General features: G+C 41.4%; 14 protein-coding genes (1 of these 14 only partly in view). 12 read left to right on the top strand and 2 right to left on the bottom strand.

The window, feature by feature from the left end:
- From FO447_RS09110 to FO447_RS09080, 7 genes are all read left to right on the top strand, one after another.
- Positions 1 to 536: the end of a sensor histidine kinase gene (locus FO447_RS09110; protein WP_200756104.1), read on the top strand. Its footprint begins 631 nt before the window's first position; only the last 536 of its 1,167 coding nucleotides appear in the window; its start codon lies beyond the left edge, outside the window; its stop codon occupies positions 534 to 536.
- Positions 537 to 640: 104 nt separating this feature from the next.
- Positions 641 to 1,159, top strand: coding sequence for a YceD family protein (locus FO447_RS09105; RefSeq protein ID WP_118190142.1), 519 nt, complete (start codon positions 641 to 643; stop codon positions 1,157 to 1,159).
- Positions 1,160 to 1,187: 28 nt separating this feature from the next.
- Positions 1,188 to 1,373, top strand: coding sequence for a 50S ribosomal protein L32 (gene rpmF, locus FO447_RS09100; RefSeq protein ID WP_006848356.1), 186 nt, complete (start codon positions 1,188 to 1,190; stop codon positions 1,371 to 1,373).
- Positions 1,373 to 2,386, top strand: coding sequence for a beta-ketoacyl-ACP synthase III (locus FO447_RS09095; protein ID WP_006848355.1), 1,014 nt, complete (start codon positions 1,373 to 1,375; stop codon positions 2,384 to 2,386). Before rpmF ends, FO447_RS09095 begins: the two co-directional genes overlap by 1 nt.
- A gap of 146 nt (positions 2,387 to 2,532) precedes the next feature.
- A complete protein-coding gene (gene era / locus FO447_RS09090) occupies positions 2,533 to 3,414 on the top strand; it encodes a GTPase Era (RefSeq protein WP_006848354.1) in 882 nt (293 codons plus the stop codon).
- Between the two features lie 207 nt (positions 3,415 to 3,621).
- A complete protein-coding gene (der, locus tag FO447_RS09085; protein WP_117694991.1) occupies positions 3,622 to 4,935 on the top strand; it encodes a ribosome biogenesis GTPase Der in 1,314 nt (437 codons plus the stop codon).
- 39 nt (positions 4,936 to 4,974) lie between these two features.
- On the top strand, positions 4,975 to 5,373 hold the full coding sequence (locus FO447_RS09080) for a hypothetical protein (protein WP_200756103.1): 399 nt from the start codon (positions 4,975 to 4,977) through the stop codon (positions 5,371 to 5,373).
- Positions 5,374 to 5,442: 69 nt separating this feature from the next.
- Here FO447_RS09080 and FO447_RS09075 read toward each other — a convergent pair whose 3' ends face one another.
- Both FO447_RS09075 and FO447_RS09070 read right to left on the bottom strand, forming a co-directional pair.
- Positions 5,443 to 6,216: an ABC transporter ATP-binding protein gene (locus FO447_RS09075; protein WP_117694993.1), complete on the bottom strand. Its 774-nt coding sequence runs from the start codon at positions 6,214 to 6,216 to the stop codon at positions 5,443 to 5,445.
- A 3-nt stretch (positions 6,217 to 6,219) separates the two neighbouring features.
- Positions 6,220 to 6,966 carry an MlaE family ABC transporter permease gene (locus FO447_RS09070; protein ID WP_117728550.1) on the bottom strand — a complete coding sequence of 249 codons (747 nt, stop codon included), beginning with the start codon at positions 6,964 to 6,966 and terminating at the stop codon, positions 6,220 to 6,222.
- Between the two features lie 133 nt (positions 6,967 to 7,099).
- Between FO447_RS09070 and lptB the strand changes: the two genes are divergently transcribed.
- The 5 genes from lptB to recQ all read left to right on the top strand — a co-directional run bounded on the left by lptB (position 7,100) and on the right by recQ (position 13,764).
- A complete protein-coding gene (gene lptB / locus FO447_RS09065; RefSeq protein ID WP_200756102.1) occupies positions 7,100 to 7,924 on the top strand; it encodes an LPS export ABC transporter ATP-binding protein in 825 nt (274 codons plus the stop codon).
- 132 nt (positions 7,925 to 8,056) lie between these two features.
- Positions 8,057 to 9,415 carry a trigger factor gene (gene tig / locus FO447_RS09060; RefSeq protein WP_200756101.1) on the top strand — a complete coding sequence of 453 codons (1,359 nt, stop codon included), beginning with the start codon at positions 8,057 to 8,059 and terminating at the stop codon, positions 9,413 to 9,415.
- A gap of 134 nt (positions 9,416 to 9,549) precedes the next feature.
- Entirely contained in the window at positions 9,550 to 10,212 is a 663-nt protein-coding gene (clpP, locus tag FO447_RS09055; RefSeq protein ID WP_006848346.1) for an ATP-dependent Clp endopeptidase proteolytic subunit ClpP, read from the top strand.
- A gap of 65 nt (positions 10,213 to 10,277) precedes the next feature.
- The gene (clpX, locus tag FO447_RS09050; protein WP_118200191.1) at positions 10,278 to 11,507 is read left to right on the top strand and encodes an ATP-dependent Clp protease ATP-binding subunit ClpX; all 1,230 of its coding nucleotides are present in this window, start codon (positions 10,278 to 10,280) and stop codon (positions 11,505 to 11,507) included.
- A gap of 76 nt (positions 11,508 to 11,583) precedes the next feature.
- A complete protein-coding gene (gene recQ, locus FO447_RS09045) occupies positions 11,584 to 13,764 on the top strand; it encodes a DNA helicase RecQ (RefSeq protein WP_118081426.1) in 2,181 nt (726 codons plus the stop codon).
- Positions 13,765 to 13,793: the final 29 nt, after the last annotated feature.

Raw genomic sequence — 13,793 nt, 5'->3', positions numbered from 1 at the left:
ATGACGAACTCATTCCTGAAATGAACAAGGATATCCAGCGCTTGCAACTGATAGCAGACCGTTTCTCAAAGATAGGTGCCCTGCCAGAACCTGTTCCTGCAAGTTTGAACGAAGTGATGAATCATGTTATAGACTACATGGATCGTCGAACATCGAAGAATGTTAAACTGGTGAAGGAAATACCTGAACAGGATGTTATCGTTAAGATGAATGCCTCTCTCTTTGAATGGGTGATAGAAAATCTGTCGAAGAATGCTGTTGATGCTATGGGAGCAAATGGTGGACAGATTACGCTCCATGTGGAAGAAATAGATGATAAAGCTATTATAGAAGTTTCAGATACAGGAAATGGTATAAGAAAAAAGGATTTGAAGAATGTATTCCGTCCCGGTTTTACTACCAAAAAGCGAGGCTGGGGCTTAGGTTTATCACTAGCTAAACGAATCGTAGAAGAATACCATCATGGTAAAATATGGGTGAAAAGTACAGAAATTGGGCATGGAACCACCTTCAGAATCGAGTTAAAGAAAGAATAATCAATTAATAATGAGTGATTTTAGTGATTTTTACATAAAAAATTATTTTATCTCAAAAATTATTTGTAACTTTGCAGCCCGAAACAATATAGTATATATTGAATATGTGTAACATAGATTCTTTTAAGATTGATTTGAAAGCTTTACCTCAAGGTATAACCGAAAAGGAATTTAAGCTTACCAATGAATATTTTGAGGCAATCGATGCTCCTGATGTTCAGAGAGGCGAGTTGTCAAGTAGTCTGTCTATCAATAGGACGGATGACTTCTTCGAACTCAATTTCCATACTGAGGGAGTGGTTCACATACCATGCGACATCTGTCTGGACGATATGGATCAAACCATTGAGACTAATGACAGGCTAGTCGTAAAATTCGGAGAAGAGTACTCAGAGGATGATGATCTGGTGACTGTGGCCGAGAACGAAGGAATACTCGATGTCGCCTGGTTTATCTATGAATTTATAGATCTCAATATTCCCATCAAGCATGTGCATGCACCTGGAAAATGCAACCCTGCTATGATTGAAAAGCTCAATGAGCATTCTGCCGCCCGAAGCGGTGAGGAAGAAGAGGAAACTGTAGATCCACGCTGGGAAGCTCTATTGAAATTGAAAAAATAAAAATTAAAATTTTAAACATTTAAAAATTATGGCACATCCTAAAAGAAGACAGTCAAAGACACGTACACTTAAGAGAAGAACTCATGATAAGGCAGTAGCTCCTACATTGGCAGTTTGCCCTAACTGTGGTGCATACTATGTATACCACACTGTTTGCCCTACTTGCGGTTACTATCGTGGTAAGGTTGCAATCGTTAAGGAAGCAGCTGAATAATGGGTAAAATTAATGCTGTAATTACAGGTGTCGGTGGCTACGTGCCAGACTATATCCTCAACAACGAGGAATTGTCTCGCATGGTAGATACTACAGATGAGTGGATTACCACCCGTGTGGGTATCAAAGAGCGCCGCATCCTTACAGAGGAAGGCCTCGGAACCAGCTATCTGGCGCGTAAAGCTGCCAAGCAGTTGATTCAGAAGACTGGCGTTGATCCAGATACAATCGATGCACTGATTGTAACAACCACGACACCTGACTACAAGTTCCCTTCTACAGCATCTATCGTCCTCGGTAAGCTGGGCTTGAAGAATGCTTTCGCATTTGACTTCTCTGCAGCTTGCTGTGGATTCTTGTATACCCTTGATGTTGCTGCAAGCATGATTCAGAGTGGTAGATACAAGAAGATTATTGTGATTGGTGCTGACAAGATGTCTTCATTGGTAGATTACACAGACCGTGCTACTTGTGTTCTCTTCGGAGATGGTGCAGGTGCGGTTTTGGTGGAGGCAACTGAAGAGGAGAACGTTGGTGTTCAGAACTCATACCTTCGTACAGATGGACAAGGTTTGCCTTTCCTTCACATGAAGGCTGGTGGTTCTGTTTGCCCTCCATCACATTTTACAGTTGATCATCGCCTGCACTATCTTTATCAGGAAGGTCGTACTGTATTCCGTTACGCAGTAACAGATATGAGCAACGACGTGATGAAGATCATGGAAATGAACAATCTGAAGGCTGATGATGTGAACTGGGTAATTCCTCACGAGGCTAATCTCCGTATTATCGAGGCAGTAACCAAGCGTGCAGGAATTCCACTTGATAAGGTGGTTGTAAACATCGATCATTATGGAAATACTAGTGCAGCAACAATCCCATTGGCACTCTGGGATGCTGAAAGCCAATTGAAGAAGGGCGATAACGTCATCTTCACAGCATTTGGTGCAGGATTTGTACATGGCGCTTCTTTCTATAAGTGGGCGTATGATGGTGCTGCTTACGGAAAGTAATCTATAAAAATAGGATAGAATAATAATCTATATAAGGAAACGCATCTTTCTTATTTCTCTATAAATAAGTAAGGATGCGTTTCTTTAGCTTAAAAACAATAGAGCTTAACTTCTTGATAGTAAAATTTTGCTAAATTCAATTTTTTATGCATAAAGCTGGTTTCGTAAATATAGTAGGTAACCCTAATGTGGGAAAAAGTACCTTGATGAATCAATTGGTGGGTGAACGTATTAGTATTGCAACTTTTAAGGCTCAGACAACCCGTCATCGTATCATGGGTATTGTGAATACTGATGATATGCAGATTGTATTTTCTGATACTCCTGGTGTTTTGAAGCCTAATTACAAGATGCAGGAGATGATGCTTGCCTTCTCTGAGAGTGCATTGGCGGATGCTGATGTGCTGCTTTATGTGACTGATGTGATAGAAAACCCTGAAAAGAACATGGAATTCTTGGAAAAGGTTAAGAAAATGCAGATTCCTGTACTCTTGCTCATTAACAAGATTGATCAGAGTGATCCGAAGAAGTTGGGTGATATTGTTGAAAAATGGCACTCTTTGTTGCCTAATGCTGAGATTCTTCCTATCTCAGCGAAAAATAAATTCGGAACGGATATGCTCTTGAAGCGCATTAAGGAACTCTTGCCGGAATCTCCTGCTTTCTTTGATAAGGATCAGCTGACAGACAAGCCTGCCCGTTTCTTCGTTTCAGAGATTATCCGAGAAAAGATTTTGCTCTATTATGATAAGGAGATACCTTATTCTGTAGAGGTAAGAGTGGAGCGATTTAAGGAAGATGAAAAACGTATCCACATTAATGCGGTGATTTATGTTGAACGTGATTCCCAAAAGGGTATCATCATCGGGCACCAGGGGATTGCATTGAAAAAGGTGAATACCGAGAGTCGTAAGGCTTTGGAAAAGTTCTTCGACAAGAAAATCTTCTTGGAGACTTTCGTAAAAGTTGATAAGGATTGGCGCAGCTCTCAGCGAGAACTTGATGCCTTTGGATATAATCCGGAATAATTGATAGTTAAGAGCTAATAGCTTAAAGACGCCCTTAATAACTATAAACTATCAACAAAAATAACTCCTCCCTGAATGTAATCGAGGGAGTGACTCTCGCCAAAAGAGCGAGGGCCGGAGCAAGGTCAGCTTCGGCAAATTATTAACTTGGATGCAGAGACCACATCCTTGAATACCTCCTAAAAGGAAGGAGGATAATGACTGTTTATGGCAAATTTAGTAGCTATTGTAGGACGCCCTAATGTGGGTAAGTCTACTTTATTTAATCGTTTGACTCAATCACGTCGCGCTATCGTTAGTGATACTGCCGGTACTACTCGTGACCGTCAGTATGGTAAGTGCAGTTGGAATGGTAGAGAATTTTCGGTTGTTGATACCGGTGGTTGGGTTGTAAAATCTGATGATATTTTTGAAGATGCTATCCGCAAGCAGGTGCTTGTTGCTACCGAAGAGGCTGACCTGGTTCTCTTCCTGGTAGACGTTAACACTGGTCTTACTGATTGGGATGAAGACGTGGCACTTATTTTGCGTCGTGCCAAATTGCCTGTTATCCTTGTTGCTAACAAGGTTGATAATAGTGCTGAGTATTATCAGGCTGCTGAGTTCTACAAGTTAGGCTTGGGTGATCCTCAGTGTATCAGTGCTGCTACAGGTGGTGGTACTGGTGATTTGCTTGATATGATTCTGGACAAACTTCAGGACAATCCGGAGGAGGCAATCGAAGAAGATATTCCTCGTTTTGCGGTAGTAGGTCGTCCGAATGCTGGTAAGAGTAGCATTATCAATGCTTTTATCGGTGAGGATCGTAATATCGTGACAGAAATTGCTGGCACTACACGTGATAGTATCTATACCAGATACGATAAGTTTGGTTTCGATTTTTACCTGGTTGATACAGCTGGTATCCGTCGTAAGAACAAGGTAAGCGAAGACTTGGAATTCTATTCGGTGATGCGTTCTATCCGTGCCATCGAGAATAGTGATGTCTGCATCCTGATGCTCGATGCTACCCGTGGTATCGAGACCCAGGATATGAACATCTTCCAGTTGATTCAGAAGAACAACAAGAGTCTGGTGGTTGTAGTAAACAAATGGGATTTGGTTGAGGAGAAGAATCAGAAGGTAATTGATACTTTTGAAAATGCAATCCGCAAGCGTATGGCCCCATTCGTAGACTTTCCTATCATCTTTGCTTCAGCCTTGACTAAGCAGCGTATTTTCCGAGTATTGGAAACTGCCAAGGAAGTTTACCAGAACCGTAAGGCTCATATTGGAACTTCTAAGTTGAATGAGGTGATGTTGCCTATTATCGAGGCATATCCTCCACAGAGCATAAAGGGTAAGTATATCAAAATTAAGTATTGCACCCAGTTGCCTAATACAACGATTCCTTCGTTTGTGTTCTATGCAAACTTGCCTCAGTATGTCAAGGAGAACTATCGCCGTTTCCTGGAGAATAAGATTCGTGAGAACTGGTCATTACATGGCTGTCCTATCAACGTCTTCATTCGTCAGAAGTAAATAAATGAAGCGAAGAATGCAGAATCAAAGTGTATAAAAATGAAGAAACTTTTGATTTTTATGATATTCATGATGGGATTGTTTTTTTCTTCCTGTAGGGAGGAGAAATCTGATCCTGGCTATCTTGCAGGTATTGCAGCCAAGGGATATTATGATTTGCTTTTAGAGGGCAAGTATAAGGAGTTTGTAGATGGTTACAATCAACCTTATCGGTTGCCAAATGGCTATCAGGATCAATTGCTGATGAATGCCAAAATGTTTGTTGAGCAGCAGCAAGATGAACATAAAGGTATGGTTAAGGTGAATGTACTGAATGCAAAGGCTGATACAGCGCATCATGTTGCTGATGTTTTTTTGCAAGTGGTGTATGGTGACAGTACTAAAGAACAGATTGTGGTACCTACGGTAGAGGTCAAGGATGCCTGGAAAATGAGATAGTATTTATTTGGTAATAAAAAAGCCATCAGCCAGTTTCTGGGCTGATGGCTTTTTTTGAACGATACTGTTTTATTTGTTTTTAGCTTCTTCCAGCTCCACCTCCTTTACTTTGCGGAATAGATCGGAAGCAAAGACTAAATCGTTGAGTTTCTCGTTTGTTGAGGTCATTACTTCATCTTTGTTGCCTTGCCATTCTTTATGACCTTGGTAGATAAAACAGATGTTTTCACCAATGCCCATCACCGAATTCATGTCGTGGGTGTTGATGATGGTAGTCATATTATAGTCTTTGGTGATGCCTGAAAGCAGTTCATCTATCACAAGTGAGGTCTTTGGATCCAAACCTGAGTTTGGCTCATCGCAGAACAGGTATTTCGGATTCATTACGATGGCACGTGCAATAGCTACTCGTTTCTGCATACCACCCGAGATTTCTCCAGGATATTTCTGCTGAGCCTCTATCAGATTGACGCGGTCAAGACATTCCTGAGCCCGTTTTACGCGCTCCCTGTAATTCATGGTAGAGAACATATCAAGTGGAAACATGACATTCTCAAGTACATTCAAAGAGTCGAACAGGGCTGCACTTTGGAAAATCATTCCCATCTCGCGGCGCATTTGGACTTTTTCTTTTTTTGACATCCGGATGAAGTCACGGTCATCGTAGAGAACTTCGCCACTTGTAGGCTGAAGTAATCCTACGAGATTCTTCATGAGTACGGTCTTTCCGGAACCACTCTGTCCGATTATCAAATTAGTCTTTCCTGTTTCAAAGGTGACGTTTATATTGTCTAATACAACCTTGTCGCCAAACGACTTGGTGAGATTTCTAACTTCTATCATAGTTTACGAGAGAATTTGAGTGAGGAAAACATCTGAAAACAGAATCAAAACACTAGAACTGACAACAGCATCGGTTGATGATTTTCCAACCTCCACAGATCCACCTTCTACGGTATAACCGAAATAAGAAGATACGCTGGAAATGATGAATGCAAAGAAAAGACTCTTGATGATGCTCATCCATACAAACCATTGGTTAAATGAATGTTGCAAGCCAAGTGTCAGGTCGTCTGGTGGTAGGATGTGCCCAATATACGCCGTTCCATAGGCGCCGATGATACCCATGCCAGAGCTGAAGATAACCAGGAATGGCATGATGGTAACCAAACCGAGAATTTTAGGCAGAATGAGGTAACATGCAGAGTTCACTCCCATGATATCAAGGGCATCAATCTGTTGGGTGACACGCATTGTTCCCAACTCCGAAGCGATATTAGAGCCCACTTTGCCTGCGAGAATCAGACACATTATACTTGATGAGAACTCCAAAAGCATGATTTCTCGGGTGGTGTAGCCGGAAACCCATCGTGGCATCCAAGGGCTCTGGATGTTCAATTTCATCTGGATGCAGATAACGGCTCCAATGAAGAAGGATATCAGTAAGACGATACCTATAGAGTCAACACCCAATTGCGACATCTCCTTGATGTATTGTTTCAAGAACATGCGCATGCGCTCAGGACGGGAAAAAGAACGTCCCATCAATATGAGATATTTACCGAAGGTGGTAAGCCATTTTTCTATTAACATGCTATTATAAAACTGAATTTTGCTGCAAAATTAACCAAAATCCTCTAAAAAACTGCAATATTATGAATAGTTTTTGATTTTATAAGCGATATTTCCTTTATTTTTAGTATTTTTGCAGCCAAATTAGCTAATTATGGACGAAATTAACAATAACGAACAGCAAAATCAGAATTCTCTGGTTTTGCGAACAGAGGGATTGGTGAAGCGCTATGGTAAACGAACGGTTGCCAATGGAGTTTCTATCAATGTGAAGCAAGGAGAAATTGTGGGATTACTGGGACCTAATGGTGCTGGTAAGACAACTTCTTTCTATATGACAACTGGACTTGTTGTGCCTAATGAGGGACATGTCTTTCTGGGAGATCAGGAAATTACTGATTTCCCTGTATACAAACGTGCCCGTGCGGGAATCGGATACCTGCCTCAGGAGGCCAGTGTTTTCCGCAAGATGAGTGTTGAGGACAATATACTTTCAGTCTTGGAAATGACAGGAAAACCACGTAGTTATCAGTTGCAGAAGTTAGAGAGTCTTATTAACGAGTTTCGTCTCAATAAGGTTCGTAAGAACAAGGGTGACCAGCTTTCCGGAGGTGAGCGTCGCCGTACAGAGATTGCCCGTTGCCTGGCTATTGACCCAAAGTTTATCATGCTCGATGAGCCATTTGCCGGTGTTGACCCTATTGCGGTAGAAGATATTCAGCATATTGTATGGCAGTTGAAGTATCGCAATATCGGTATTTTGATTACCGACCATAATGTACAGGAGACTCTGACCATTACAGACAGAGCCTATCTGCTGTTCGAAGGTAAGATTCTTTTCCAGGGCAAACCAGAGGAATTGGCAGAGAATAAGATTGTGCGCGAAAAGTATCTGAGTAACAGTTTTGTGCTCAGAAAGAAGGACTTTCAGCTCATAGATGAGCAAAAAAGAGCCAAAGAAGCAGCGTCTGATGGTTAAAAAATCATTTTTTTCTCTTATATATTAGGTATATCCATTAAAAATGTGTAATTTTGCAAGCCAATTGCGGTTATACACGAAAACTGTAGAATTAAAGAAAATATTAACAATAATAAAATAACAAATATCAAGATGAAAATTTCATTTGAAAATCCTGACAAGATTAATGGTCTTTTGACCCTCGTTGTCGAAGAGGAAGATTACAAGAATGATGTCGAGAAGACATTGAAAGATTATCGTAAGAAGGCTAATGTTCCAGGTTTCCGTCCTGGTCAGGCTCCTATGGGTATGATTAAGCGTCAGTTCGGTCCATCTGTAAAAATGGAAGCTATCAACAAGCTCGTTGGTCAGCAGATTTACAAGTATGTACAGGACAACAATATCCAGATGCTCGGTGAGCCTCTCCCATCAGAGAAGCAGGAGCCAGCTGACTTGGAGAATGGTACTTCTTTCACATTTATGTTTGATATCGCTGTTGCTCCAGAGTTCAAGGTAACTCTCAATGGTCGCGACAAGGTTGATTATTATAACATCACAGTTGATGATAAGATTCTCGATCAGCAGATTGATATGTACGCTCAGCGTGCAGGTAGCTATGAGAAGGCTGAAAAGTACGAGGAGAATGACCTTTTGAAGGGTGACTTGCGTGAGCTTGATGAAAATGGCAATACCAAGGAAGGTGGTATCACTGTAGAGGGTGCTATCCTGATGCCTAGCTACATCAAGGTTGACGAGCAGAAGAATCTCTTCAACGATGCTAAGCTCGGTGATGTAATCACATTCAACCCTAAGAAGGCTTATCCAGAGAACGATACTGAGATTTCTTCACTCCTGAAGATTGAGCGTGAAGCTGTTAAGGACTTGGAGTCAGAGTTCAGCTTCCAGGTTACAGAAATCCAGCGTTTCAAGAAGCATGAAATCAACGAAGAGCTCTTTAAGCAGGTTCTCGGTGAGGATACTGACGTGAAGGACGAGGCAGCTTTCCGTGCTAAGATTGCAGAGGGCTTGCAGGCACAGCTCGTTAACGATTCTGATTATAAGTTCATTCTCGACGTTCGCGAGCACTGCGAGAAGAAGGTAGGTGAATTGCAGTTCCCAGATGCACTCTTGAAACGTATCATGTTGGCTAACAACAAGGATAAGGGCGAGGAGTTCGTAGAGAAGAACTATGCTGAGAGCATCAAGGAGTTGACATGGCATCTTATCAAGGAGCAGCTTATCAAGGCTCAGGATATCAAGGTTGATGACAATGACCTGATGGAGACAGCTAAGGAGGCAGCTCGTGCTCAGTTCGCTCAGTATGGTATGAACAACATTCCTGAGGAGTACATTGAGAACTATGCTAAGGAAATCCTCAAGAAGGGTGACGCTACAGATGCACTTGTAGATCGCTCTATCGATCGTAAGTTGGCTGCATCTCTGAAAACAGCAGTAAAGCTTAACGAAAAGGAGATTTCTGTAGAAGATTTCAACAAGATGATGCAGGAATAACATTTTTTTGAAAAAAAACTTCAAATAAATACGAGGTTATCGACTTTTTTTATTATCTTTGTTCCACCGAACGAGAAATAAGGGTCGATAACCTCTTTTTTCGTATGGTTTAAGACGTAAAATACTATATAGATATGAACGATTTTAGAAAATATGCAACCAAGCATCTTGGTATGAATGGTATGGTGCTTGATGATGTAATTAAGGCACAGGCTCAGTATATGAACCCTTACATCTTGGAGGAGCGTCAGCTGAACGTTACTCAGATGGATGTATTCTCTCGCTTAATGATGGACCGTATCATCTTCCTGGGTACACAGATTGATGACTACACCGCAAATACATTGCAGGCGCAATTGCTGTATCTGGATTCAGTAGATAGTGGCAAAGATATTTCTATCTATTTGAATAGTCCTGGTGGTAGCGTTACTGCCGGTTTGGGTATTTATGATACCATGCAGTTTATCTCTAGCGATGTAGCTACTATCTGTACAGGTATGGCTGCTTCTATGGCTGCCGTGCTGCTCGTTTCTGGTCAGGAGGGTAAACGTTCTGCTTTGCCTCATAGCCGTGTCATGATTCACCAGCCATTAGGTGGCGTTCAGGGTCAGGCTTCTGATATTGAGATTGAGGCTCGCGAAATCTTGAAGATGAAAAAGGAATTGTATACTATCATTTCAGACCATTCTCATACTCCTTATGATAAGGTTTATGCTGATAGCGACCGTAACTATTGGATGACAGCTGAAGAAGCCAAGGAATATGGAATGATAGATAATGTGTTGGTTCGTAAATAACGAATTGTTTTAAGTAAATATGCGTATATATAATAAGGTGCGCAAGAAGAGATAATAATTATAATATGCCAAAGAAAGTATGTAGCTTCTGTGGAAGATCAGAAAATGAAGTCAGATTACTCATCACGGGTATCAATGGCTTCATTTGCGAAGATTGTGCTAAGCAGGCTTATGAAATTATACAGTCTACAGGGGTCTTGGCTCCTAAAGCTGGGGAGGGTAAGTTTGTTCTCAAAGAGGTGCCAAAGCCTGTAGAGATCAAAAAATACCTGGATGAATATATCATTGGTCAGGATCAGGCTAAGCGCAATTTGGCTGTCGCTGTATATAACCACTACAAGCGTTTGCAGCAGCCAAAGGATGAAGATGGTGTAGAAATCGAAAAGAGTAATATCATCATGGTTGGTAGTACCGGTACAGGTAAAACCTTGTTGGCGCGTACAATAGCTAAGATGTTGGATGTTCCTTTCACCATTGTTGATGCCACTGTATTTACTGAAGCAGGTTATGTGGGTGAAGACGTTGAAAGCATCTTGTCGCGTCTGTTGCAGGTTGCTGATTATGATGTGGCTGCAGCAGAAAGGGGAATTGTGTTCATTGATGAGATTGATAAGATAGCCCGCAAGAGCGATAATCCTTCTATCACGCGTGATGTGAGTGGCGAAGGTGTACAGCAGGGATTGTTGAAACTCTTGGAAGGTACCATGGTTAATGTTCCGCCTAAGGGTGGACGCAAGCATCCTGATCAGGATTATATCCATGTAGATACCAAGAATATCCTGTTTATCTGTGGTGGTGCTTTTGACGGTATTGAGCGTAAAATAGCTCAGCGTATGAATACGCACGTAGTAGGCTATAATTCGGTTCAGAATGTAGCTAAGATAGATAAGAAGGATTTGATGCAGTATATCCTTCCACAGGATTTGAAGTCTTTTGGCTTGATACCTGAAATTATCGGCCGTTTGCCTGTGCTTACTTATCTCAATCCGTTGGATAGGGAGGCTTTGCGCAAAATTTTGGTTGAACCTAAGAATTCAATTGTCAAGCAGTATCAGAAATTGTTTGAGATGGATGGCATTAAACTGAAGTTTGATGAAGATGCTCTCGATTATATCGTAGACAAAGCGGTAGAGTATAAATTGGGTGCTCGCGGACTTCGTTCAATTGTTGAAGCTGTGATGATGGATGCTATGTTTGAGATTCCATCAGAGAAGGTTAAATCATTCACTGTTACGCTGGAGTATACCAAGCAACAGTTGGATAAATCTCATCTCGGACAGTTGGAAACTGCATAAATCAGTTGGGCATTTTGCCCAATTGATTGCTATTTAATCGTATATATAGACATATATAATATAATAATAGGTGGATATGACAGAACAGGTTAATCTTACAGGACAGTTGAAGCATTATTTCGGCTTCGATTCGTTTAAGGGTGATCAAGAGGCAATCATCAGAAATTTGATGAGTGGCAATGATACTTTTGTATTGATGCCTACAGGTGGCGGTAAGAGTTTGTGTTACCAGTTGCCTTCGCTCATTATGGAGGGCACAGCTATTGTGATTTCTCCTCTGATTGCTTTGATGAAGAACCAGGTAGATGTTATTAATGGTTTGAGTGAAAGTGATGGCGTGGCTCATTATCTCAATTCATCATTGAATAAGTCGGCTATTGAGAAGGTGAAGAATGATATTCTCAATGGTACGACCAAACTCCTGTATGTTGCACCTGAATCTTTGACGAAAGAAGATAATGTTGAGTTCCTTAAAACAGTAAAGATTTCGTTCTATGCCATTGATGAGGCTCACTGTATCTCTGAGTGGGGACACGATTTCAGACCAGAGTATCGTCGTATTCGCCCTATTATTAACGAAATAGGTGTTGCACCTGTGATAGCGCTAACAGCTACTGCAACAGATAAGGTACGTACTGATATCAAGAAAAACTTAGGCATCATGGATGCCAAAGAATTCAAGAGTTCTTTTAACCGCCCTAACTTGTATTATGAGGTGCGCCCGAAGAACAAGGATATCGATCGTCAGATCATCATGTTTATTCGTCAACACAAAGGAAAGAGTGGTATTATCTATTGTCTCTCCCGTAAGAAAGTAGAGGAATTGGCAGAGGTATTGAAAGCCAATGAAATCAAAGCGGCTCCTTATCATGCCGGTCTTGATTCGGCTACCCGTTCTCAAACCCAGGATGATTTTCTGATGGAGCGTATTGATGTCATTGTTGCTACTATCGCCTTCGGAATGGGTATCGATAAACCTGATGTCCGTTTTGTTATTCATTATGATATACCCAAGAGCTTGGAAGGTTATTATCAGGAAACGGGTAGAGCCGGACGTGATGGAGGCGAGGGTATATGTATCGCCTTCTATGCCCGTAAAGACCTCAGAAAATTGGAGAAGTTTATGGAGAACAAACCTGTAGCAGAACAGGATATCGGCAGACAGTTGTTGCAGGAAACGGCTGCCTATGCAGAATCGTCTGTTTGTCGCAGAAAAATGTTGCTTCATTATTTTGGTGAGGAATATCATGAAGAAAACTGCCATAACTGCGACAACTGCCTGCATCCTACAGAAAAATTCGAGGCTAAGGATGCGCTGCTCGTTGTTTTGGAGTCTGTTGCTGCGGTGAAGGAGAATTTCCGCCAGGAATATATCATCGATTTTGTAAAGGGACGTGCTACTGATGATATTGTTTCTCACAAGCATGATGAACTGGAGGAGTTTGGAGCAGGAGAAGATATGGATTCTAAAGTTTGGAATCCTGTTATCCGTCAGGCGTTGATAGCCGGTTATCTCAAGAAAGATGTAGAGAACTATGGCCTTTTGAAGTTGACAGCTGCGGGTAAGCGTTTCATTAAGAATCCTGAATCATTCATGATCGTTGCCGATAAGGAATTCTCTGATGATTTTGATGGAGCGCCTCTGAGCGAGCATAATACAGGTGCTTTGGATCAGACACTTTTCTCCATGTTGAAAGACTTGCGTAAGACAGTAGCAAAGAAGCATAAATTGCCGCCTTATGTTATTTTCCAGGATATTTCTCTGGAACAGATGGCAACGATGTATCCTGTAGATATGCAGGAATTGCAGAACATACAGGGAGTTGGAGCCGGTAAGGCAAAGAGGTATGGTAAGGAGTTCTGTAAATTGATCAATCAGTATTGTGAAGAGAATCTGATAGAGCGTCCTGAGGAATTACGTGTCAGGACAGTTGCCAAGAAATCAGTCTTGAAGGTAAGCATCATTCAGAGCATAGACCGCCAGATAGATCTTGATGATTTGGCAGAAGCAAAAGGTTTGGATTTCTCAGAATTGCTTGACGAAATAGAGGCAATCGTTTACAGCGGTACCAAGCTGAATATCGATTATTTCATAGAGGAAGTTGTGGATGATGACCATGTAGATGATATCTACGATTACTTCATGGAGAGCGATACTGATGATTTGAATGCGGCTCAAGATGAATTGGGTGAAGACTACAATGAAGACGAAATTCGACTCGTCAGAATCAAGTTTTTGTCCGAACAAGCCAACTAATCACGTTAAATAGCATTAATAAGGTAAGA

The sequence above is a fragment of the Segatella copri genome (genome assembly GCF_015074785.1).
Lineage (GTDB): Bacteria > Bacteroidota > Bacteroidia > Bacteroidales > Bacteroidaceae > Prevotella.
The sequence above is the reverse complement of the archived record's forward strand: the minus strand, read 5'-3'. Positions and strand labels throughout refer to the sequence as shown.

What these genes read in the sequence shown, in the direction of transcription:
- era (WP_006848354.1), top strand. Translation starts at nt 2,533, where the DNA reads ATGCATAAAGCTGGTTTCGTAAATATAGTAGGTAACCCTAATGTGGGA.
- clpX (WP_118200191.1), top strand. Translation starts at nt 10,278, where the DNA reads ATGCCAAAGAAAGTATGTAGCTTCTGTGGAAGATCAGAAAATGAAGTC.
- lptB (WP_200756102.1), top strand. Translation starts at nt 7,100, where the DNA reads ATGGACGAAATTAACAATAACGAACAGCAAAATCAGAATTCTCTGGTT.
- FO447_RS09080 (WP_200756103.1), top strand. Translation starts at nt 4,975, where the DNA reads ATGAAGAAACTTTTGATTTTTATGATATTCATGATGGGATTGTTTTTT.
- der (WP_117694991.1), top strand. Translation starts at nt 3,622, where the DNA reads ATGGCAAATTTAGTAGCTATTGTAGGACGCCCTAATGTGGGTAAGTCT.
- FO447_RS09095 (WP_006848355.1), top strand. Translation starts at nt 1,373, where the DNA reads ATGGGTAAAATTAATGCTGTAATTACAGGTGTCGGTGGCTACGTGCCA.
- rpmF (WP_006848356.1), top strand. Translation starts at nt 1,188, where the DNA reads ATGGCACATCCTAAAAGAAGACAGTCAAAGACACGTACACTTAAGAGA.
- FO447_RS09105 (WP_118190142.1), top strand. Translation starts at nt 641, where the DNA reads ATGTGTAACATAGATTCTTTTAAGATTGATTTGAAAGCTTTACCTCAA.
- tig (WP_200756101.1), top strand. Translation starts at nt 8,057, where the DNA reads ATGAAAATTTCATTTGAAAATCCTGACAAGATTAATGGTCTTTTGACC.
- clpP (WP_006848346.1), top strand. Translation starts at nt 9,550, where the DNA reads ATGAACGATTTTAGAAAATATGCAACCAAGCATCTTGGTATGAATGGT.
- FO447_RS09075 (WP_117694993.1), bottom strand. Translation starts at nt 6,216, where the DNA reads ATGATAGAAGTTAGAAATCTCACCAAGTCGTTTGGCGACAAGGTTGTA.
- FO447_RS09070 (WP_117728550.1), bottom strand. Translation starts at nt 6,966, where the DNA reads ATGTTAATAGAAAAATGGCTTACCACCTTCGGTAAATATCTCATATTG.
- recQ (WP_118081426.1), top strand. Translation starts at nt 11,584, where the DNA reads ATGACAGAACAGGTTAATCTTACAGGACAGTTGAAGCATTATTTCGGC.